The 21638-nt window shown below is 60.3% G+C and carries 20 protein-coding genes and 1 tRNA gene; 13 read left to right on the top strand and 8 right to left on the bottom strand.

Annotated elements, in window-relative coordinates; translation table 11 throughout:
* Positions 1-191: 191 nt before the first annotated feature.
* The gene (gene dgt / locus FJ941_RS25580) at positions 192-1631 is read right to left on the bottom strand and encodes a dGTP triphosphohydrolase (RefSeq protein WP_140509985.1); all 1440 of its coding nucleotides are present in this window, start codon (positions 1629-1631) and stop codon (positions 192-194) included.
* A gap of 293 nt (positions 1632-1924) precedes the next feature.
* Between dgt and FJ941_RS25575 the strand changes: the two genes are divergently transcribed.
* Positions 1925-2269: a hypothetical protein gene (locus tag FJ941_RS25575; RefSeq protein ID WP_140509983.1), complete on the top strand. Its 345-nt coding sequence runs from the start codon at positions 1925-1927 to the stop codon at positions 2267-2269.
* 38 nt (positions 2270-2307) lie between these two features.
* On the opposite strand, the gene FJ941_RS25570 is transcribed toward FJ941_RS25575, so the two are convergent.
* Both FJ941_RS25570 and FJ941_RS25565 read right to left on the bottom strand, forming a co-directional pair.
* On the bottom strand, positions 2308-3336 hold the full coding sequence (locus FJ941_RS25570; protein ID WP_140509981.1) for a site-specific integrase: 1029 nt from the start codon (positions 3334-3336) through the stop codon (positions 2308-2310).
* On the bottom strand, positions 3329-4408 hold the full coding sequence (locus tag FJ941_RS25565; protein WP_140509979.1) for a hypothetical protein: 1080 nt from the start codon (positions 4406-4408) through the stop codon (positions 3329-3331). The genes FJ941_RS25570 and FJ941_RS25565 overlap by 8 nt, the downstream gene beginning before the upstream one ends.
* Positions 4409-5297: 889 nt before the next feature.
* Between FJ941_RS25565 and FJ941_RS25555 the strand changes: the two genes are divergently transcribed.
* Both FJ941_RS25555 and FJ941_RS25550 read left to right on the top strand, forming a co-directional pair.
* Positions 5298-5708, top strand: coding sequence for a hypothetical protein (locus tag FJ941_RS25555; RefSeq protein WP_140509975.1), 411 nt, complete (start codon positions 5298-5300; stop codon positions 5706-5708).
* A gap of 6 nt (positions 5709-5714) precedes the next feature.
* The gene (locus tag FJ941_RS25550; protein ID WP_140509973.1) at positions 5715-6770 is read left to right on the top strand and encodes a competence protein CoiA family protein; all 1056 of its coding nucleotides are present in this window, start codon (positions 5715-5717) and stop codon (positions 6768-6770) included.
* Positions 6771-7096: 326 nt separating this feature from the next.
* Here FJ941_RS25550 and FJ941_RS25545 read toward each other — a convergent pair whose 3' ends face one another.
* From FJ941_RS25545 to FJ941_RS25530, 3 genes are all read right to left on the bottom strand, one after another.
* A complete protein-coding gene (locus FJ941_RS25545; RefSeq protein WP_140509971.1) occupies positions 7097-7978 on the bottom strand; it encodes a hypothetical protein in 882 nt (293 codons plus the stop codon).
* Between the two features lie 435 nt (positions 7979-8413).
* Positions 8414-9898, bottom strand: coding sequence for a site-specific integrase (locus tag FJ941_RS25535; protein WP_181169972.1), 1485 nt, complete (start codon positions 9896-9898; stop codon positions 8414-8416).
* 296 nt (positions 9899-10194) lie between these two features.
* A tRNA-Ser gene (locus FJ941_RS25530) sits at positions 10195-10284 on the bottom strand.
* Between the two features lie 445 nt (positions 10285-10729).
* Here FJ941_RS25530 and FJ941_RS25525 point away from each other — a divergent pair.
* From FJ941_RS25525 to FJ941_RS25515, 3 genes are all read left to right on the top strand, one after another.
* On the top strand, positions 10730-11398 hold the full coding sequence (locus FJ941_RS25525) for a 50S ribosomal protein L21 (protein WP_140509965.1): 669 nt from the start codon (positions 10730-10732) through the stop codon (positions 11396-11398).
* Positions 11399-11495: 97 nt separating this feature from the next.
* Positions 11496-11765, top strand: a complete 270-nt coding sequence (gene rpmA, locus FJ941_RS25520; RefSeq protein ID WP_015315190.1) for a 50S ribosomal protein L27 — start codon at positions 11496-11498, stop codon at positions 11763-11765.
* 117 nt (positions 11766-11882) lie between these two features.
* On the top strand, positions 11883-12470 hold the full coding sequence (locus tag FJ941_RS25515) for a GNAT family protein (protein WP_140509963.1): 588 nt from the start codon (positions 11883-11885) through the stop codon (positions 12468-12470).
* A 183-nt stretch (positions 12471-12653) separates the two neighbouring features.
* On the opposite strand, the gene FJ941_RS25510 is transcribed toward FJ941_RS25515, so the two are convergent.
* Positions 12654-13523 carry an endonuclease/exonuclease/phosphatase family protein gene (locus tag FJ941_RS25510; protein ID WP_140509961.1) on the bottom strand — a complete coding sequence of 290 codons (870 nt, stop codon included), beginning with the start codon at positions 13521-13523 and terminating at the stop codon, positions 12654-12656.
* 132 nt (positions 13524-13655) lie between these two features.
* Between FJ941_RS25510 and obgE the strand changes: the two genes are divergently transcribed.
* The 5 genes from obgE (at position 13656) to FJ941_RS25485 (ending at position 19479) form a co-directional block, all read left to right on the top strand.
* Positions 13656-14687 carry a GTPase ObgE gene (gene obgE / locus FJ941_RS25505; RefSeq protein WP_127872161.1) on the top strand — a complete coding sequence of 344 codons (1032 nt, stop codon included), beginning with the start codon at positions 13656-13658 and terminating at the stop codon, positions 14685-14687.
* Between the two features lie 4 nt (positions 14688-14691).
* Positions 14692-15900: a glutamate 5-kinase gene (gene proB / locus FJ941_RS25500; protein ID WP_140509959.1), complete on the top strand. Its 1209-nt coding sequence runs from the start codon at positions 14692-14694 to the stop codon at positions 15898-15900.
* Between the two features lie 3 nt (positions 15901-15903).
* Complete coding sequence (locus tag FJ941_RS25495; RefSeq protein ID WP_140509957.1) at positions 15904-17190, top strand: glutamate-5-semialdehyde dehydrogenase; 1287 nt, start codon at positions 15904-15906, stop codon at positions 17188-17190.
* A 331-nt stretch (positions 17191-17521) separates the two neighbouring features.
* Positions 17522-18109 carry a nicotinate-nucleotide adenylyltransferase gene (locus tag FJ941_RS25490; protein ID WP_140510005.1) on the top strand — a complete coding sequence of 196 codons (588 nt, stop codon included), beginning with the start codon at positions 17522-17524 and terminating at the stop codon, positions 18107-18109.
* Between the two features lie 71 nt (positions 18110-18180).
* Positions 18181-19479 carry an MFS transporter gene (locus tag FJ941_RS25485; protein WP_140509955.1) on the top strand — a complete coding sequence of 433 codons (1299 nt, stop codon included), beginning with the start codon at positions 18181-18183 and terminating at the stop codon, positions 19477-19479.
* Here FJ941_RS25485 and FJ941_RS25480 read toward each other — a convergent pair whose 3' ends face one another.
* Complete coding sequence (locus FJ941_RS25480; RefSeq protein WP_140509953.1) at positions 19480-20331, bottom strand: mechanosensitive ion channel domain-containing protein; 852 nt, start codon at positions 20329-20331, stop codon at positions 19480-19482.
* 242 nt (positions 20332-20573) lie between these two features.
* Between FJ941_RS25480 and rsfS the strand changes: the two genes are divergently transcribed.
* Both rsfS and rlmH read left to right on the top strand, forming a co-directional pair.
* Positions 20574-20951: a ribosome silencing factor gene (rsfS, locus tag FJ941_RS25475; RefSeq protein ID WP_015315198.1), complete on the top strand. Its 378-nt coding sequence runs from the start codon at positions 20574-20576 to the stop codon at positions 20949-20951.
* Between the two features lie 82 nt (positions 20952-21033).
* Positions 21034-21516 carry a 23S rRNA (pseudouridine(1915)-N(3))-methyltransferase RlmH gene (gene rlmH / locus FJ941_RS25470; RefSeq protein ID WP_140509951.1) on the top strand — a complete coding sequence of 161 codons (483 nt, stop codon included), beginning with the start codon at positions 21034-21036 and terminating at the stop codon, positions 21514-21516.
* Positions 21517-21638 lie beyond the last annotated feature (122 nt).

The raw sequence follows: 21638 nt of genomic DNA, 5'->3' as shown, positions 1-21638 counted from the left end.
CTAAGTCAGAGCGGAAATTTTCACCGCCTCGAAGAGCGACGTCCCTAATTGCGCCACCGATAAGCGCCAGACTTCCTACCTCAGACAGCATGGGTAGGATTACGCTGTGCAGTTCTGGTCGGTCGGGCCGCTTGTTGTGGAACAACAAGCGCCTAAGCCTCTTACGCAAGACCGAGTAGTCGCCCGCCAAGCTAGGCATTTCGCAAGTGCTCCAAGTCAGCGAAAAGCTCCATTGCGAAGCCGTCGGTCATTCCCGAGACCATATCCGTTAGCAACTGCATTTCAGTGTAACGGAGAGGCAGCTTTTTGGCTCCAGCCCTCACCTCAAATTCGTGCCGGTAGTTATCGCTAATAAGCGCATATACGTACGATCCAAATGCCGTTCTCCTTCGAGAGAGCGGGTCCTCAGGCTTTTGTCGATCCGTGATACCCTCCCAGAACCAATCCAGCAGCTTCGACAGGGCTACGGCTCCGAGATGCTCGGTCCGAAGAACCGTTGGATGATTGTAGGCATGGGACTTCGCAAAGCCCTTCAGCTTCTCATAAAGCTCTCCGCCTGGAGTTCTTTCGTCCAGCAGCGCCACCTGATGTGAAAAGTCAAAGATCCCCTTTTGGTGCTCAATGAAAGCGCTGGTAGCTGTCACCACGAGCGCTTCAATCAAACGGGTACGGAGGTACGATGCTTTGATCTCTTTCGCCTGAGTGGGGCTGGCGTGAGCATCAGCCTTCTCGAAATCTTTGGTGAGTTGCTTTGCAACACCCAGCATGCATTCATTTTTATTTGCTTCCCTGTGAAGGTAAGCGAGCACATCCTCGGCTGAGACAATGGATTTCTTGATGGCGTCTTCTACGTCGAGCACGGAATAAGCAATGTCATCACAGGCTTCCATCAGCCAGGTGAGTGGGTGTCGCTGGCCTTCCTGCAACCCAGTTTCATTTCGAACCCACTCGACCACCTCAGCTTCCGATCTCATAAAGCCCGGCTTCTTCAGGCTCGCGTTTGCACCCTTTCCTGCTTTTGCCGCTGGCGCGGTGTACTTCATAACCGCAGCCAAAGTCGTGGCTGTTAAATCCAATCCATATCCACCGGATGACACTTGCAGACATGACAAAAGCCGCAAGGTCTGGGCATTGCCTTCGAATTTCAAAAAGTCATGTTGGAGGGGCGCTAGCACGCCCTCCATTCCTTTTGGCATGAAAATCTCCGCCGCTGACTTCGCCTCGAACCAGCGGCGGATTTCATTCTCGCCTTGATGCCCGAACGGAGGATTTCCCAAGTCGTGAGCCAGCCCCACGGTTGCTAGCACCGTTGGGCCATGAAGATCACCTTCCGGTGAGCCGAATATTCCAGGCTTCGTCCTTACGAGCCGGTTACCAATGGAACGAGCTAAATTGGCGACTTCGTAGGAATGGGTCAGCCGCGTTCTGACGCCGTCATTTTTCTCCAACGGGAATACCTGGGTTTTGTCAGCCATACGTCTGACCGGGGTGGAAAACATAAGGCGGTCATAGTCGTGCTCAAAGGGGGTCCGAACATCCGACGGCCCGGTGGTATCGACGGCCTTTTTGCCTTTGTCCCTATCGCCCCGCCGAGATGTGCTCCATAGATTTGCCAATAGCCCCGCCTCCATCTTTGCCCAAATCGCTCATAGCATGAACTCAGTTGCTGCGTCATCGAGGACATGAAGCGGCCCACCTCGCCCATAAAACGACCGTCGGCGCTCCGCCGTATCCCGTCCTAAGCAACGGATGACCGGAAATGCACAAGAACGACGCCGCGGTGGCCACACGAGACTTTCTGAACTCAGGCGATCAGTCGAAAAGCTCGTGGACAGGCTAGGGGTGGCTCGATAGCGCGCTAAGCTTGATGCATCGTCAGCCGGATGTGAGGATGCATCGCCAAATATATAGGAGATCGGGGGACATGAGAGTAGCTGCCCTGGCTGTCGCAAGCGGAATGGTTTTGGCGTCGACAATCGGCGTCGCATTCGCCGACGACCTTTCCATTCTGAGCAAGAGACCTTGGAGCGCAGGAAATCAGAAGGGTTTCATCGTCTCCTACCGGCATGACGGCAACGTTTCCAAGGGCGCTAAGGTCTACTGCAGCTATGCCTCCCATTCGATGTATCTGCTGGAGAGGCTGGACAGGGGAGACGGTGTGAAGCTCGACATAGACGTCGGGTCGCAAGATGGAGGTGGGATAGCCACCGACATCGCCCCGGGCTACATGGCCTGGGCTGCCGATCTTTGGGTGAGAACTTGCCGCTGAGCGGTCTTACTTCGCCGGCAGTCTGGCCAGGGGTTCCCTCATAAAATTGTGCCTGCTGCATTGCTGTTGAACAGGTCGCCGTCCCGAATGTAGCGACCGACCATGGCATCGCTGGCGTGCCCGGTTTGTTGTCGGATTTTCCAGGTGGACGCCCCGGCCACGGCTGCCGATGTGACCAGCCCGGCTCGCAACGAGTGAGCTGAAAAGCCATTTGGGCTGATGTCGGCGGCCAGCAGTCTTTCCTTCAAGACCAGAGCTACGGCCTCTGCAGACAGACGCTGTTCGCTGATATGGCCGTGACGGCTGACACCCCGGAATATTGGTCCGGCATCTATTGTAGCTCTAGACAACCAATGATCGAGAGCGACGACGGGGCACCAGCGCGTTCGTCCGAATGGGATAGCAATCTTACGCCCGTTGCCTTCTTGATCCGTCTTGGATCGGCGCAATAAGACGACGATGCCTTGTCGGACATGCTCGATATCGTTGACGTTGAGGCCGACCAATTCTGATCGCCGAAATCCGGCCGCGAAGCCGATCAGAAGCAATGCTCGATCCCTAATGCTCTTAGTGTCGTCGCCCATGCGCTCCAGCACTGTGAACAAATCATCGCGTAGGAGGGGCTTTGCTTCAACTTGAGCGGTTCCGCGACTGCGTTTGACGCCGCGAATTGTGGACCTCACCAGCTCTGACCCCGTCGGACTGGTCAAACCCTTTGCGGTGTGCGCCTTGGAGATCGTTGACAGACGCCGACCGAGCGTGGCGACGCTTAAAGTGTCCGCATGCTCCGCAAGATATTTGGCAATGGTCATATCGGTCGCTGGGATGCTGCCGCCCCAGGCCCGGAAGTGAGCGAGATCGGCGGCATATGCCCTGCGGGTATTTTCCGACAGGCTCTTTTCCACGTACCCGGCTACATCGCCGGGCAACTCACTTGTGAAGTTAATTTCACTACGCGGCGTGGTAGCGCCCGTAGCGGCTCCGGTCGTCTCTGACAGGTCTGCCAAAGGCCCTAATGTGGGTCGTGATAATGGGGGATTATCACGAGTTAGACCGGTGTTAGACATGTTGGCGCTCCTCGTTCAGCAGCGGGATGTCCCTTCGGAGCAATCCGATAATTTCTGTGGCGTCGTTGCAATGGGGGCCTTGGCATTCGATCTCCCAGGATCGCCGCAGTTCGTCCGCTACCGGCCAGCGATAGTGGTTCCGCAACAATCCGCCTTCGACTGCGAATAGGATGTTACCGAGGAATTTGATCCGCTGCGCGGACGGGACGTGTTGCCGAACCCAATGCGTTGTCTTGCAGTCCCGTCCCAGAAGCCGTCTCAGCGCGTGCTGCCCTTCGCGGGAATAGACGTCCAACGCCCAACCCGGCAGGGCACCGCACGTGGTTTCGGGAGGAAAATCGTCGTCCTCGATCAACATCGGCTGCTCGGGCTTCAGCGACGCGAGCAGAACCACGAGCGGGCAAAGGACCTGTCCGGTTCTTCGAAATCCTTCCCGCGCAACCTCCACCAGGGTGTGGGGATGACCTGCTTCGCATAAATCATCGAAGACGATTTGAGGCAGGCCCTTGCGCGTCCGTAGTTGCGGTGACGGGCAACGATCCGTTCCCACACCATACCACAAGGCCAGTGCACGCTTCGGCAGCGGAGCATCACTCCTGACGAAAGCGAGCAGTTCTGGGATCGTGCCGTAGGTGAGGGCCAGCCTGGCTCGCTCATAGGCGGGATGGCGGTCGGCGATCATGAGCAGATCGTCGGCGCTCCGGCATTTTCGAGCGCTCACCAACCTCTCGACGAGAAGACTTGCGACCAACCATTCGCCGCCGATCTTTGCTCGAAGGGTCTTTCCGCCGAGGGATGCGATTACCAGGCTCACGGTGTCGAGATCGGCCACACCAACATCTTCGAATGCAATGACTGCGCAACGCCTCCAGAACCCTTCGTGTGACTGTCGAAGCAGCGTGGCGGCAGCCTGCAATGCGAATTGCCTATGTCCGCGCCGGATTGCCTTCTGAAGCAAGGCCATGGCCAACCAGGGCGAAATATCTAAAGGACTGGGCACGGGCGGCTCATGACGAAGCAGTTGCCGTACCAACTCGTGTCGCAGAATAGAAAGGGTTTCGAGACCGTTCATTGGCTCCCTCCTTGGTTTCAGGAGGGCCGGAAAACAAAGGTCCCGCTTTTAACGTATTGATTTTGTTGGGCTATTTCAAGTTTTTTGCGTGAAGTTTTTCTTTTTTTACTGGAGTATCTCATTTAAGATTTGGATCTCCCTGTCTCGGAGAAACCCATAATGGCAAGTCGTCCGGTAATTCCGAAAACTATACGCAAGTTGGAACCCCCGCCGGGTTTCACAAATCCATTTGCTATCGGAATTCGTGGTCCAAATCTCTTTGGGCCGGAGACGTTGTGCGGAGATTGGAGTGGCGATTTGCTACTGCTTGGCCAGGATTTTGCTCCTTGTGCGAACGTCCGCGCCGTCGCTCAGACATATGGTGTCAAAGCTGCCTGGCGTCATAACGATGGCGATGGGCGTTATGGTCGCATCGGCTTGATCACCAACACCAATCTCTGCAGGTTGCTTAACCTGATTGGTCGTCGGGTCGATCTGAAAGGGCAAGGATCTGAGGAGTGCGGGGTCCTCTATGGCAATGCCTGCTTCTTCCTAAAGGACGCCGATGGGAAACCGACTAGGGGTGTGGCAGCTTCAAAGCCTGTGTTTGAATTCGTGATCTCGAAAATGCCAAGGCTAAAAGCGATTGGGTGCCTCGGGGAATGTGCCTTCGACGGGACCATGAGTTGGTTGGGGCTCACAACCGCCTGGCGTAGTCAAATCGATGCGCGAAAGCCGGTACGATACGAAAACCTGCAAATCTTCGCCCTTGCACACCCCGGACAGCGTGGCGTTAATAACCGTCTACAGGGCGCGAAGACGTGCGACTCAATGGTGGAAATAGAAGCCGACTGGCGAGCGCTCGGACGCGCTCTGCGAAGAGCCGAAGATCGCTAGGTGGACCTAAGTCATGATGTCTGACCAGACAACGTTGAGGGATTTGTGGGAGAGCGGGCGGCTGAAGGGGGCCGAGGAGTTCCTTCGTCAGGTCTGGGTCCGTATGCGCGACTGTGAAAAGCTGTATGGCCCATCCTGCGTACGCGTTGGCCTCAAAGGCAGCGGTGCTTCCCCCAACTACCGCGTCCGGCCAATCCAGAAAGTCGAGTTTCCCGAACCCAAAGATGGGCAATGGCTGGATGAAACCCAGTACGAATATCTTGCCTTGATGAACTGCGCGTATGGTGGCTTGTCTCACACCCGAACGCATTCGGGGCTTGGACAGGAAACCTGGAGCAAAATCGCCAACACCATTGACGAGGTCCAGCGACTGCGAAAAGAAATTATCGCAAAGAAGCGACCATCGAAGACAAGGTCGGCGTGACGCATTATGCCACTACGCTGCCTCGGGCCAGAAGGCGAGAGTATCCAGGCTTTCGACCTAAGTGATCAGGAATGGGGAACCCTACGCAATGTGAACGCTCGATCGCGTCAACTACGGATGCCCTGTTGCACCGCTCGTGTGGTGATGAAGATGTCATCCCACGGGCTTCAGTTTTTCGCTCACCAGTCACGGGGGATTTGCACCACTGCCCCGGAAACGGAAGAGCACCTTTCGCTCAAGAAGTTGGCCGTGGAGGCCGCTCGCAGAGCAGGGTGGGATGCCTCGACCGAAGTTCGGGGAACCTCACCGACTGGGGAGGAATGGACAGCCGATGTCCTCGCGTCCAAAGGCAAGTATCGCGTCGCTTTGGAAATTCAGTGGTCGCCCCAGACAAGCGATGAAACACTGCGACGGCAAGCACGGTACCAGCAATCTGGTGTTCGCTGTCTATGGCTGTTTCGCAGGCCCGGCTATCCGATCTCGAAAGAGCTGCCCGCAGTGTGCGTCGAGGGCGACAAACACAGCGGATTTGAAGCCAAAGTCCCACACGCCAATACGACGAGTTTGCGCGGAATGGACGATGCGACGCGCTGGCGGCAAGTGCTCCCGTTGACATCGTTTCTCGACGCTGTGTTCGCCCAACGATTTCGTTTTGGAATTGACGCAGAAACATCGGCAACCGTGACCGTTCAATCCGGCACGATCTGGTGTTGGCGGTGCGGTGCAGAGACGAGAATAATCACATTCATCGAAGTGGCGGTCGGCCCGTACAAGGCTCAACGGACGATACACGACTTACCCGATAATCTGGTCGAGCAGGTCGTGCAGAAGCTCCCGCCGGGTGAGCAGGTCGGCGTCATCAAACATCGGTTCAGCCGTACCGTCGAGCACAGTTACCTGAGCAACGGTTGCTTCCATTGTGATGCACTGATCGGCGAATTCTTCGAGCACGACGCCTGGTACTCAGATCCCAAGGTGCTTGCCACTTTTCCGGTGAAGCTGTCTGATGGCTGGCGGGAGGCCATCGGATCGCGTTACGGTTGGGGAGTTCACCCCGAATGACTGTCAGGGACAAAAGATGTCTCCGGCAAGAAATTCAGCGACAAGCCTGTGAGTGAAAGGGCCTTTCTTGGGGCCGTTCAATCTCTCCACGTATACGGGGATTTTCCTTAGCTCGACATCCCCTGGTGTAAGTGCCTGATTAACGTCAGCTTTTCGCTCCAATCGGGCTCCCTGCCCCCCCTTGTTAGGCATCACGGGTCGTGTCCCCGAAAATGTCGCGGAGGACTTCAAGCTTCTTACAAACGCAACCCGTAGTGTGTTTACTGCCAAGTGTAATTAACTTCACAAGCCATGTCGGATACCGGTCCTATTGATGCTGAGCCAGGCTAAAGCTTATCCTTCACCGCACTCTGGAAACCTTCCTTGGCGCTCACTGCCGCCACGTATTCAGGATCGATTTTTCTGATCAGCTCTTGCTGTACGACGGGCAGTCTATCGAAAATCACGTGGGGGCGGTGTTGAGGCCACCTCTTAGCAAAATGACGCTCATATTGCTCCCGGGTAACAGACGAAAAGTACTCGGGAATTTCCTCGACCAGAAACTCGTATGTCGCCATGACTTCCTCTGGATCGCCGTCTTCCCGCATGGCCTTGTATCTTTCGGCCATTCGCTGAAACATGATGTCCCGAGCCCAGGGTGAAGGGCTAATTTGGGAAGGGGACCGGGATCTGGACACGCGATGACGTGGCTCTTGGTAATGGTGTTGAGCCTGCTGAGGTGGCGGGGTGAAACGTCTGCCTTCGATAATCTCGTCATCGGACCAGCCGCGCTGCTTGCGCTGTCGGATAGACCCGGGATCAATGCCTTGCAATTTGGCGAGCCGGGAGGCCGTATAGCTCTCACGCGTGTGTGAGTAGTAGAAAAGCAGCGTATCAGATTTGTTGTTGTTCTGCGTGCGCTTGTCTGCCCACCGTACCTTACCTGGAGCGTATTCCGGGTCTGCATTGTCGATCCGGTCTATGGTTGCACCAAGCGCTGGGATCGGCCCGACCTGACGAAGGAAACTGGCAAACTCGCGGAAATCGGGATGGATCAGTGCGCCATGGCTTTTTTGCCGCGAGAGCATGTTTCGATGTGTGTTGGCTTCGTGGTTGTAGCGTTGCCGCAGCTGCATCTTGGAAAGGGTGTGGCAGTCAATTATCACGTCGGGCTTAGTGGTTTTCCCGATTTTCTTGGTTGCGCGACACGACATCTTCTTTTTACTCATGACCGTGACATCCAGGTTCGTGTTTCGGCCCAAATGGCTTGATTTCGCGGCTTTGCCGGGCACGCTTGCCTGTCACGCTCGTCAAGAAAATCCCAGCGGCTACAGTGCAAGTTCGCCGACGAAATGATGCGGCTAGGTAGGGGCGGTGGAGGTGCGCCGGCTCTTCGACAGCCAATCGTCAATGTCTGTGGATCGATAAACGACCAGGCGCTTACCCGCTTTCGAGTACGCCGGGCCTTGGCCATTCATCCGCAATTTGGCCAATGTTGATGGGGCGACGCCGATGTATTGAGCGGCTTCGGTCGTTCGCAATGTCTTTGGGGGAGGTTGTACGTCCATCTTCCGGGCTCCTGATGACTGTATGGGAATGCATCGGATACCTTGAAAGCAGGTGCAACGATAATTCATGAGACTGGTATGAAAGTCGGTCAGCCGTCATAGCGGAGGCAGCTCGAAACTGTAGCTGACTGTGTCGATAATCTTCTTCAAAAGAGACAAGGACGGCCCGCTCCCGTAGGCTGCATGGACGTCATTGCCGGCGTGTCCCATTAGGGCTTTTGAAACGTACTCGGGTGCTTCGGCTGACTGCAGCGCGTCCTTGAAACTGTGGCGAAAACTGTGAAACGCTGTGTCTTTGGTGCTGACTTTTATCTGTCGAGCGTATCGCCCCCACCATTTTGAAAAATTGTGGCTGAAATAGCCATCTTGCCCCTTTTTGATATCGGGGAACATCCGCCCCGATCCGTGTGCGTGGTCAAGGAGGCCTAGGTCGAGAAGAACCTTGTGGACCGGCACCTTCCTCACGCTCGATTGCGTCTTGAGGGTTTTGTCCTCACCTTCGCTCTTCGAGACATCAAAATAAGCGACGCCGTCCTGCGTCTTAATATCGGAAACTAGCAGCTGAACGATCTCGCCCATTCGCATGCCACTGAAGATGGCGATCAGGGGCACCCAATATTTGCCGTCGCGGACTAACTCCGAACCAGATTTGTGCCGCGTGGTCTCAGATTTATGACCCTTGTAGAGCGGCGATGCGAAGATCGCCTGTAGCTGCTCCTTTGAGTACGGTTTCCGCTTTCCTGTAGCATCGACTTTCGCCGAGCCCGCGAGCTTCACCCCTTCGCCGGGTATCTTGTCGATATAGCCCTCGTGGTGCGCCCAGATGAGCAATTGCCGGAACATCGTGAAATACTTGTCCTGGGTGTTTAGCGACAGCGTGTGGCCGTCTGTGTTGGCCTTGATAGCCTCTTTAGGGCTGATCCCCTTGTTGGCGGCCAGCTTCACGTAGTTGGGCGGGATCGAGGCGATGGCATCACGTACAGCCTTCACGTCCTCGATGCCCAACGTTTTAAATGGCTTGTTTTCGCCTATTATCGACTTAGCGATAGACAGAACGCGAGATGCGTCGGCAGCCGTTTTCGGCACCCAGTCGTGCTTCGCCTTGTAGGTGTGGAACAGCGTTGCAACGGACGCGAGCGTTTGTTCGGCAGGGGCGGTCGTGCCGTCTCCTGGAACAGGCGGCGGTTCATTCACGACGATCCCAGCGAAGATCGGATCCTGAGGCGCGACCTCATGAAATTTGCCGGCCAGCATGGCGGCGAGGATACGCGCGTTTTCGAGGTCTGCGCGCAGAATGCCCTGACAGAGCTGCTGGAACCTCTCGGACGCGGGTGCAAGCTTTTCCGGGATGATGGTGCCCAGAAGCGCATGAGCCTCTGACTGGACCGAGGCCGGCCAAGACCGGTGAGCCAATAGCGCTTCCAATTCCTGCATGCGCTTCTTTAGGGAACCAATTTCCCCGGCCTGATCGTACAGACTGTCTTTAGGCAGTATGTAAGCGAGTTCCATCGATTGGCCGAGGGCCTGCTCAAAGTAGCCCCGAACGAGGACATAAATCTGTTCGGAGGTGAGGTCCGGCATGCGGGGCAATCCAAGCAGAAAGAGATCCAATGCGCTGCTGAGGCTGGCCCCTCGCAATCTTGCCAAATGAGGGTCGGCTGTTCGTAGCGAGAGCTTGATCTCACGCGCTCTGAACCGGGCCGTCAAGTGTCGTGGGATCGCCATCCGAAAATAGAAGGTGTTAGACCGCCTGACGACACGAGGCGTGGATCGTGGCACGCCATCCTCCATTCTGGCCCAGGTTTCTGTACCAGGTCGGAGAACTGCCTAAATTTTGTCCCGAAAAGCGTAATTGAACCAGATAGTTATAAGACTTCTGGCGGAGAGGGAGGGATTCGAACCCCCGATGGGCTTGCACCCATGCCGCATTTCGAGTGCGGTGCATTCGACCACTCTGCCACCTCTCCGCGGTCATGGTCGGCCGTTGCCGGCGCGGCGCACTAGATAACGGCTGAACGGGCAGGTTACAAGGCCAAATCCAGCGATATTTGGCTTGCCGGACAAGCAGTGTGCTCAGTCAGCGGGTTCAAGGCGGCATCCGCCGCTCATCGGGTGGTCCGCCATTGGCGGCCTCGGCCGTCGTCGCTGTCGTCACCGGTTCTCCCGGGGCGTAAGCCTTGCCGTCGTTGTCGCCGCAGAAGCTTGCCGCGGCCGCATCGCCGAGCGGCCAATAACAGCCTCGGCAATGGCTGTTTGCCTTGACTCCCACTCAACCTTCGGTTAGGGACAGCGCGCAATCGGCGTGGAGGGTTCTTCCGCGCCGCTTGTTTTTTGAACCCGCAGACTGACAAAAAGACGGCCGAACCGCCAGAGGCGGATCATCAAGGCCGACCGAACAGCGAAAGGCAAAAAATGTTCGCAGTCATTAAAACGGGCGGTAAGCAGTATCGCGTTGCCGCCAACGATCTCCTGAAGATCGAAAAAGTCGAAGCCAATGTCGGCGACATCGTCGAGATCGGCCACGTGCTCGCGCATGGCGAGGGCGAGAATGTCACGTTCGGCGCGCCGTTCGTCGATGGCGCTCTGGTCACCGCCGAAGTCGTCGAGCAGGGCAAGAACCGCACGGTCATCGCTTTCAAGAAGCGCCGCCGCCAGAATTCGCGCCGCAAGATCGGCCATCGCCAGCTTTTGACCACCGTGCGGATCTCCGAGATCCTGCTGGGTGGCGCCAAGCCGACGAAGACTGCAGCGGTCAAGGCGCCGAAGAAGGAAGCCAAGGCAGAGGCAGCCACCGAAGCGAAGGCGGAAGCCGCGCCGAAGAAGGAGCCCAAGGCCAAGGCAGCCGAGACCGCGGCCGCGCCGCTGTTCAAGGCGCCGAAGGGCGAGCCGGACGACCTGACCGTGATCAAGGGCATCGGCCCGGTCGCCGCCAAGGATCTCGCCGAGCAGGGCATCATCACCTTCGCGCAGCTCGCCAAGCTGTCCGACAAGGATGTCGCCAAGATCGACGAGCACATGCCGTTCAGCGCCGACCAGATCAAGGACTGGCGCGAACAGGCCAAGGAACTGGCGAAGAAGTAATTTTCCGGCGAAACATCAGCCGGATCGGACTTGAAACGGAACGCGAACGCGTTCATAACGCCTTTTAGGCGCCTCGCGGCGCAACGGAGTTAGTTAGATGGCACACAAGAAAGCTGGCGGCTCGTCGCGCAACGGTCGCGACTCGCATTCCAAGCGTCTGGGCGTGAAGAAGTTCGGCGGCGAAGCCGTCATCCCGGGCAACATCATCATTCGTCAACGCGGCACCACCTGGCATCCCGGCGTCAATGTCGGCATGGGCACGGACCACACCCTTTTCGCGCTCGAAACAGGCGCCGTGACGTTCAACAAAAAAGCCAACGGCCGAACCTACGTATCGGTCAATCCGATTACCAAAGCCGCGGAGTAGCCGGTTCCGCACTAGAACACCGGCGCCCATCTCGGGACCGGTGTCTGGCAAAGCCAGGAAAAGGATCAGGGGAGATGGGTTTCCATCTCCCTTTTCTTTTGCCTGGAGGACTTTGAAATGGTTGCCGAAGCGGAAGACTCAGAAGACGAAAGTTACGCGATAGATTGCCCGGTGCTGGTCACCGAGCGGCTGGTGATGCGGGCTCCAGACGAGCGGGATATCGCGCAACTGGTCGAGCTTGCCGACAACCGTCACGTCGCCGAGATGCTGGCACGCATGCCGCACCCCTATGGCGAAGCCGAGGCTCGCGCTTTCCTCGCCATGACCAAGTCACGCCGCGCCGGCATTGCCTATGCGCTGACGCTGGCCGGCACCGACACTTTCGTCGGCTGCGCCGGGCTGAACACCACCGATCGCGGGCTGGAGCTCGGCTACTGGATCGGCGAGCCCCACTGGAAGCGCGGCTATGCGACCGAAGCAGCCCACGCGCTGGTCGATCTCGCCTTCCAGAGCACCTCGATCCAGGTGCTGCATGCCTCGACCCGGGTCATCAATCCGGCCTCGCGCCGGGTGATCCACAAGTGCGGCTTCCAGTATGCCGGCCAGGGCATGCTGAACTCGATCGTGGCCGGCCAGGTGCCGGTCGAGCGTTACCGGCTCGACAGGAAGACCTGGACCAGCCTGCGCAACTGGGTGCACTTCTGATGTGTGCTGATATTCAGGTGAGGCCGGCCTGCAAACGTTGATTTTCTGCGCTTCCGATGCTCGCGTACGATAAGTACGCTCCGCTCCGGTTCTCGAAAACCAATGTTTTCGGCTCGGCCTGACCTGAATCTCAACACACATCGGGGTCCAGGTCGATACCAAGGGTGCCGGGCTGGACTGGCCTCAGCCCAGTTCGACCCAGACCGGCAGGTGGTCCGAACCGCTCGCCCTCCGGTCGACCCACAGGCGCTTCAGCGAGCGGGCCAGCGACGCGCTGGTGAAGATGTAGTCGATGCGCTTGTGGCGGCTGGCGTTGGCGGGTTCCTTGGGATCGACCCAGGAGACGAGATCGTCGCCGGCGACATCGAGGCGCATGGCGGCATCGACGGCGAAGTCTGCGGTCAGCGGCATGCCGAATTCATGGTCCGGCCGGCCGGCGAGTTCGACATATTCGGGCGACCCGGCCAGCATGTTGAAATCGCCCATGCCGACAAAGGCTTCCGGATGCGGCAATTCCGGCAGGCCGATCTCGGCGACGCCGGACAGCGCGCCGCCTTCGAGCGCATAGTTCAACAGGCGCCGGCGCAGGAACTGGATCTGGCTGGCGCGTTCGACCGGACTGCGGTGATCGAGATGGATGGAATAGAAGCGGATGAAACCAAGCGGCGTCTCGATCAGCGCCTCCAGCGCGCCGCGCTGGAAGTTCATCATCTCGAAGCTGCGGCTGCGCGGCAAAAGCAGGTTGCGCGACAGATGAATTGGCGTTTTCGACAGGACCATATTGCCGAGCTGGAAGGTGGTGGTGATGGCGCGGCCATCCTCGATGCGCGAGCCGATATTGGCCTCGAAATTGCTGCCGTAGACGGCGAAATATTCGGGCAGCGCCTCGCCGATCTCGGCGACCATGTCGCGGCTGCCGTTCCTGGGGTTGTTGCGGGTGACCTCCTGCAGGGCGATCACGTCGGCGCCGCGTACGGCATCGGCAATACGCCCGACATCGTAGCGTCCATCGAGACCGATGCCGTATTGGATGTTGTAGGTTACAAGCTTCATGCCGCAATCTCTCCGGCCAACCCCGCGTGGCCATCGTCATAAAACGGCCTCGCCCTTCGCCGCGCCTTCGTTTAGAGCAAGGCCCAAGGTTTAGAGCAATGCCGCAAGGCCAATAAAAGAAACTGCGATCCCATGAAATTTCTCGATCAAGCCAAGGTCTATGTCCGCTCCGGCGACGGGGGCGCCGGTTCGGTGTCGTTCCGGCGCGAGAAGTTCATCGAGTTCGGTGGGCCGGATGGCGGCGATGGCGGCCGCGGCGGCGATGTCTGGCTGGAAGCGGTTGACGGGCTGAACACGCTGATCGACTATCGCTACCAGCAGCACTTCAAGGCCAAGACCGGCGTCCACGGCATGGGCCGCAACATGACCGGCGCCAAGGGCGCCGATGTCACGCTGAAGGTGCCGGCCGGAACGCAGGTCTTCGAAGAGGACAATGAGACGCTGATCTGCGACCTCACCGTTGTCGGGCAGCGGTTTCTCTTGGCCAAGGGCGGCAATGGCGGCTTCGGCAACCAGCATTTCAAGACCTCGACCAACCAGGCGCCGCGCCGCGCCAATCCCGGCCTGCCGGGCGAGGAGCTCAACATCTGGTTGCGGCTGAAGCTGATCGCCGATGCCGGGCTGGTCGGGCTGCCCAATGCCGGCAAGTCGACGTTCCTCGCCGCCGTCACCGCGGCCAAGCCGAAAATCGCCGACTATCCGTTCACGACGCTGCATCCGGGTCTCGGCGTCGCCCGCATCGATGCGCGCGAATTCGTCATCGCCGACATTCCAGGTCTGATCGAAGGCGCGCATGAAGGCGTCGGCATCGGCGACCGCTTCCTCGGCCATGTCGAGCGCACGCGCGTGCTGCTCCACCTGGTTTCCGCGCAGGAGGAGAACCCGGGCAAGGCCTACAAGACCGTGCGGGCCGAGCTCGAGGCCTATGGCCACGGCCTGACCGACAAGGTCGAGATCCTGGCGCTGAGCCAGGTCGACACGCTCGACGCCGACGCGCGCAAGAAGAAGGTCGCTTCCTTGAAGCGCGCCGCCGGGCGTGCGCCGATGCTGCTGTCCGCTGTCACCGGCGAAGGCGTCGAGGCGGTGCAGCGCGCGCTGATGGCGGTGATCGCCGAAGCCCGCGCGCAAATTGCCGCCCCGGTCGAGACGCGCTGGGAAAAGTAGGACCATGCAGTCGCTCAGGAAATACCGGCGCATCACCGTCAAGATCGGCTCCGCGCTGCTCGTCGACCGGGCGAGCGGCCTGAAGCGCGACTGGCTGGCTTCGCTCGCCGACGATATCGCCGCGCTTGCCAATGGCGGTGCCGAGATCCTGGTCGTGTCGTCGGGCGCCATCGCGCTTGGCCGCACCATACTTGGCCTCGGCAAGCGTGCCTTGAAGCTCGAGGAAAGCCAGGCGGCGGCCGCCGTCGGCCAGATCGCGCTGGCCGGCGCCTGGTCGGACGCACTCGGCAAGGGTAGCCTGAAGTCGGGTCAAATCCTTTTGACGCTCGGCGACACCGAGGAGCGCCGCCGCTACCTTAACGCACGCGCGACGATCTCGACGCTGCTCAAGATGAAGGCGGTGCCGGTCATCAACGAGAACGACACGGTGGCGACCTCCGAAATCCGCTATGGCGACAATGACCGGCTGGCCGCGCGCGTGGCGACGATGATGGGCGCGGACCTCCTGGTGCTGCTGTCCGACATTGACGGGCTCTACACCGCGCCGCCGGCCCGCGACCCGCAAGCCAAGTTCATCCCGGTGGTCGACCGCATCACGCCTGATATCGAGGCGATGGCGGGAGCCGCCGCGTCCGAGCTGTCGCGCGGCGGCATGCGCACGAAACTCGATGCCGGCAAGATCGCCACCGCCGCCGGCACCGCGATGATCATCACCTCGGGCACTAGGCTGTCGCCGCTGATGGCGATCGAACGCGGCGAGCGCGCCACCTTCTTCAAGCCGAGCACCAATCCTGTCAAAGGCTACAAGACCTGGATCGCCGGCCAGCTCGAGCCGGCCGGGCGGCTGACGGTCGATGCCGGCGCCATCGGCGCGCTCATTTCGGGAAAATCGCTGCTGCCGGCCGGCGTCAAACTGGTCAGTGGCAATTTCTCGCGCGGCGACACGGTGGCGATCCTGTCGCCCGAGGGCCGCGAGATCGCGCGCGGGCTGGTTGCCTATGATGCCGCCGATGCCGTAAGGATCGCAGGCCTGAAGACGGTCGAGATCGAGACGGTGCTCGGTTACGAGGCGCGTTCGGCGATGATCCACCGCGACGATCTTGTGGTGAGTCATTCCAGTGACCAAGTGCGGGCCAGTGACCAGGTACGGGCCAGTGACCAAGTACAGGCCAGTGACCAAGTGCGGGCTGAAGGCGACATAAGCGGAGGATGAGCCATGCTGAAGCTGCATGAAAAATCCGGGGACGACACCGTGGCGCTGATGGCCGACATCGGCCGCCGCGCCCGCGCTGCCGCCCGACCGCTGGCCATCGCCACCACCGCCGCCAAGAACGCCGCGCTTGCCGCCATGGCCGAGGCAATCGTCGCCCGGGAACGGGACATTCTCGATGCCAATGCCATCGACGTCCTGAACGGCGAGCAATCGGGATTGTCCGCATCCTTCATGGACCGGCTGAAGCTCGATCCGGCGCGCATCCGCGCCATGGCGGACGGCATTCGCGAAATTGCCGGGCTCAAGGATCCGATTGGCGATATCATCGCCGCGTGGGAGCGGCCGAACGGCTTGCATATCGAGCGCGTGCGTACGCCGCTTGGTGTCGTCGGCGTCATCTATGAAAGCCGGCCGAACGTGACTGCCGATGCCGGTGCGCTTTGCCTCAAGGCCAGCAATCCGGTGATTTTGCGCGGCGGTTCGGATTCGCTCAATTCCTCCTCGGCGATCCATGCCTGCATGGTCGAGGGACTGAAGGCGGCCGGGCTGCCCGAGGATGCCATCCAGCTGGTGCCGACCACGGACCGCGCCGCGGTCGGCGAAATGCTGAAGGGGCTTGGCGGCGATCTCGACGTCATCATTCCGCGCGGCGGCAAAAGCCTTGTCGGGCGGGTGCAGAGCGAGGCGCGGGTGCCGGTCTTTGCCCATCTCGAAGGCATCTGCCATCTCTATATCGACCGCTCCGCCGAGCTCGACATGGCGGTGCGGATCGCGGTCAACGCCAAGATGCGGCGCACCGGTGTCTGCGGTGCCGCCGAAACGCTGCTGGTCGACCGCGCCATCGCCACCACCCATCTGGTGCCGATCCTCGACGCGCTGCGCGCCGCCGGCTGTGAAATTCATGCCGATGCCGAGGTGTTGAAAGTCTTCTCCGACGCCAGGCCGGCGACCGATTCCGACTGGGTGACGGAATATCTCGACGCCATTATCGCGGTGAAGCTGGTCGACGACATAGGCGGTGCGATCGATCATATCGAGACATTCTCCTCGCACCACACCGAGGCGATCGTCGCCGAGGACGCCAAGGCGGTCGAACGGTTCTTCAACGAGATCGATTCGGCGATCCTGCTGCACAACGCCTCGACGCAGTTCGCCGATGGCGGCGAGTTCGGCATGGGCGCCGAGATCGGCATCGCCACCGGCAAGATGCATGCGCGCGGACCGGTCGGCGTGGAGCAGCTGACCTCGTTCAAATACCGCGTTCGCGGATCAGGACAGGTGAGGCCTTGATGTCTTTCGCCCACCAGGCCTGAAACTTTGCGCCCACGCAACCCCCTCCGTCCTGCCGGATCCGGCCCTTCGCTGTCGCTCCGGGCGTTCGTTATTCGGAAAGCCAAGCAATTGGCTTTCCGTCCGCTTCGCGGACCACTCCTCACCCCCCTCAGGGGGGGAGATCGGCTGACATTTCCGGTGTCGCTGATTGTGGGCGTTGCAAGATCTGCGCCTGCGCTGAAACTGCTGATCTCCCCCCTTGCGGGGGAGATGCCCGGCAGGGCAGAGGGGGGCGCCTAGCACCATGCTTTCGTCCCCTCAGCCCACGGTCTCTTCCCACTACCTCAAGATGCCGCACGCCGAAAAAGGCCTCGCCGTCGGCCTGTTCGGCGGCTCGTTCAACCCGCCGCATGCCGGCCATGCGCTGGTTGCCGAAATCGCTTTGCGGCGCCTGGCGCTCGACCAGCTGTGGTGGATGGTAACCCCGGGCAATCCGTTGAAGAGCGCACGCGAGCTGGCACCGCTGGCCGAGCGGCTGCAACTGTCGGAGAAGATCGCCAGGAACCCGAAGATCAAGGTCACGGCCTTCGAGGCGGCACACAATGTGCGCTACACCGCCGACACGCTGGCTCTGGTCAAGGCGCGCAATCCCGGCGTCGACTTCGTCTGGATCATGGGCGCGGATAGTTTGCGCGATTTCCATCATTGGCAGCGATGGCGCGAGATTGTGCTCACCTTTCCGATCGCAGTCATCGATCGTCCGGGCGCCACGCTGTCGTTCCTGTCGTCGGTGGTTGCCAAGACCTTCGATTACGCCCGCATCGACGAGGGCGACGCGCCGCTGCTCGCCCGCATGAAGGCGCCGGCCTGGACCTTCATCCACGGTCCGCGTTCCTCGTTGTCGTCGACCGCGATCCGGAAAATGACGAAGGGTTGAGCATCTCGTCCATCCGGCCATGTCGTTTTTACAGCGGCGTCCGCCTGACCGATGGGCGATGCTGATCAGCCATGGCGGTCCAAAAGAAAACCCACCCCCAAATCGATCCGACACAGGGCAGTGCACCGACGCCGCTGACCGCGATTGCCAGCGTCATCGTGTCGATGGCGCTGATTGCCATCGGCAACGGACTGATGTTCGCCTATATCCCCGTCCGGCTCGGCGTGGAGGGGTTCGACCCGGTCTGGGCAGGGCTGATCGTCACCGGCCTGTCGGCCGGCGGCCTTGCCGGCTGTATCCTGACCGGCCCGCTGGTGCGCAGGGTCGGCCACGCACGCGCCTTCATGGTGCTGTCGGCATTGATCGCGCTGTCCAATGTCGCCATCGGCGCCGGACCGCATCCGCTGCTGTGGATCGTGGCGCGTGCGCTCTACGGCTTTGCCATATGCGGGCTGTTCATCGTCGCCCAGAGCTGGCTCAACGACGCGCTGCCGAACGCCATACGCGGCCGGGTGATGGCGGTGTTCTACGTCGCCTACGTTGCCGGCCTTGGCGTCGGCTATGCGACGCTTGCCGTCATCGACATCCACACGGCCGCGGCGCCGTTGATCGGCATCACCTTCACCGCTCTGTCGATCCTGCCTGTCGGCATGACGCGCCTTGCCCAGCCGCCGGTGCCGCAGGCTGCTTCGGTGGCGCTGCGCCAGGCTTGGCGGATTTCGCCGGTCGGGGTCGCTGGCATGCTGGCGGTCGGCGGCCTGTCGATGATCATTTCCGGCTTCGCCCCCATCCATGCCACGGCCAAGGGTTATAGCCAGGCCGACGTGGCGCTGCTGTTGTCGGCAATGCCGGTCGGCACGCTGATCCTGCAGATACCGCTTGGCTGGCTTTCCGACCGCACCGATCGGCGTTACGTGCTTGCCGGCGCCGCGGCGCTCGCGGTCTTCGCCAGCGTGCTGGCCGTAGCCTTCGACGGCGGTGCGCTGATGGCCCTTTTGGTGATCTACCTGATTTGGGACGGGGCGGCGGAATCGATCTACGCGCTCTCCAGCGCGCATGCCGCCGACCGCGCCAGGAAGGATGAACTGCTTGCCCTGTCGAGCTCGATGCTGTTTGCCTGGTCGCTTGCCGGCTTCATCGTGCCAAGCATCGTCACGGCGCTTTCCGCCGTCTTCGGCACGGCAACCTTCATCTATGTCGGCATCGTCATCGCCTCGGCATTCTGCCTGTTCGTGCTGTGGCGGGTGATCGCGGTGCGGCCTGTTCCGGCGGCCGCCACGGGTAGTTTCGCACCGATGTCGGCGCAAGCACCGTTGCCGGTGGAACTCGCCTTCGCGCCGGACGAAGAGGCCCGCCGCAGAGGCGGTTGATTACTGCTTGCGGGTCTCGGGCGACGGTGCTTCCGGGGGTGGCAGCGGGATGGAGATGCCTTCACTGTCGAAGGCCTGCTTGGCGCGTTTGGTCATATCGATCTGGGTGGCGAAATAGTCCGCCGCCGCGGTCCAATAGCGCAAGGTGAGCGAAACGGTCGTATCGCCGAGTGCGCCCACGAAGGCGATCGGCGCCGGTTCGCGGCGGATGCGCTTCTCGGCGCCGGCAATGCCAAGCAATGTCTTCTGCGCGCCGTCTATGTCGTTCCAGGAGCCGATGCTGAGCGTGATGTCGGTGCGACGCACGCCATTACGGGTGAAATTGCGTACCGGTTGGTTCCACAGCGTCGAATTGGGGGCCAGTATATAGACGCCGTCGGCGGTCCTGAGCTTGGTGGCGAAGAGGCCGATTTCCTCGACCGAACCGGCAATGGCGCCGACCTCGACCGATTCGCCGATTCGGAACGGTCGCAGCGCCAGAAGCATGATGCCGGCGGCGATGTTCTGCAGCGTGCCTTGCAGCGCGAGACCGATGGCCAGGCCGATAGCGCCGATCGCGGCGATGATCGATGCGGTCTGCACGCCGAACTGGCCGAGCACCATGATTACGACGAGGATCAGGATGGCGTAGCGAACGATCTTGGAAAAGAAATGCCGCAGCGTCGCGTCGAAACCGTGGATATGGCCGAGGCCAGCCGAGATCGAGCGCTCGGCAAGGTTGGCAATGATGTAGCCGACCACCAGGAGGATGACGGCGCCAATGGCGGAGAAGGAATAGGAAACGATCAGCGTACTCAGCTGCGCGAGGCCGGCCTGGACGGTGAGAAGGGTGTTTTGCGGGTCGATCGGCATGATGGGATTCCGGTTGGTCGGTCAGCCGATAACCGCTGCGGAACGCCTGGGTTCCGATGTTTCTGCGTCTCGCGTGGAACAATATACCAGTCGGCGAGTTCGCGTGAGTTGGGGCTCCGTCTTGAAACTGCAACGGAACTCTGCCTATCTAAGAGGTGTCACCTGCTTCAAGGGGTGATTTGGTTGTTCTTGCTGCGAAAGGAAATACACTGAGAACAGCACTGCGGAAGAAGGCCGATATCATGCCTTCGCCGGCCAGGATCAGCGTAGACGACGCCGTGTCCCGTGCCATCAAGACAGTCCTTGCCAGTCTGGAAGACTCCAAGGCCGAAAATATTGTCTCAATCGACATTCAGGGAAAATCGAGCCTCGGCGACTACATGGTCGTCGCGTCGGGTCGGTCGCACCGTCATGTCGCGGCTGTCGCCGATCATCTCCTCAAGGCGCTCAAGGATGCCGGCCTCGGCACTGCGCGCGTCGAGGGATTGTCCGGCGCCGACTGGGTCCTGATCGATTCTGGCGATATCATCGTCCATGTCTTCCGCCCCGAAGTCCGCGAATTCTACAATCTCGAAAAGATGTGGCAGGCGCCGGACCTCGAGGAAGAGACCCTCCACTAGGCCGCCTTTGTTGATGCATGCCATGCCGAAAAACCGGCTCCCACCCTTGGGTGACATGCACTAGCGGCTTATAGAGGCGAGGATGAAGATTTCAGTTCATGCCGTGGGCCGAATGAAAGCCGGCCCCGAGCGGGAGTTGGCCGACCGCTATTTCGAGCGCTTCGCCAAGAGCGGACCCGCCGTGGGGCTCGAATTCGCCGGCATCACCGAGATCGCCGAGGGCCGCGCGCAGAGCGCCAGCGAGCGGCAGCGCGACGAAGGCTCGCGCCTGCAGGCGCAGCTGCAGCCAGGCACGGCATTGATCCTGCTCGATGAAAAAGGCAAGAGCCTGTCCTCGCAGGATTTCGCCGGCCGTATCGGACAGTTGCGCGATGGCGGACGCAAGGCGCTGGTGCTCGCCATTGGCGGCGCCGACGGCCACGATCCGCCGCTGCGTGACCAAGCCGAGCTGGTGCTGTCGTTCGGGGCGCTCACCTGGCCGCATCAGCTGGTGCGCGTGATGCTGGGCGAACAACTCTACAGGGTGGCGACGATCCTGTCGGGCCATCCCTATCACAGATCCTGAAAGCCGCCGGGTCGCACCGAATTTAGCCCCAATGCCGCGTAAAATTCATTCTGGGGCTGCCTTTGCTTTGCAGGGCGTTATTGCGACCCCTTGGGCGACAGGCGCTAACATGGTTGATGATT

This window comes from Mesorhizobium sp. B2-3-13 (assembly GCF_006442195.1).
Classification (GTDB): Bacteria; Pseudomonadota; Alphaproteobacteria; order Rhizobiales; family Rhizobiaceae; genus Mesorhizobium; species Mesorhizobium salmacidum.
The sequence above is the reverse complement of the archived record's forward strand: the minus strand, read 5'-3'. Positions and strand labels throughout refer to the sequence as shown.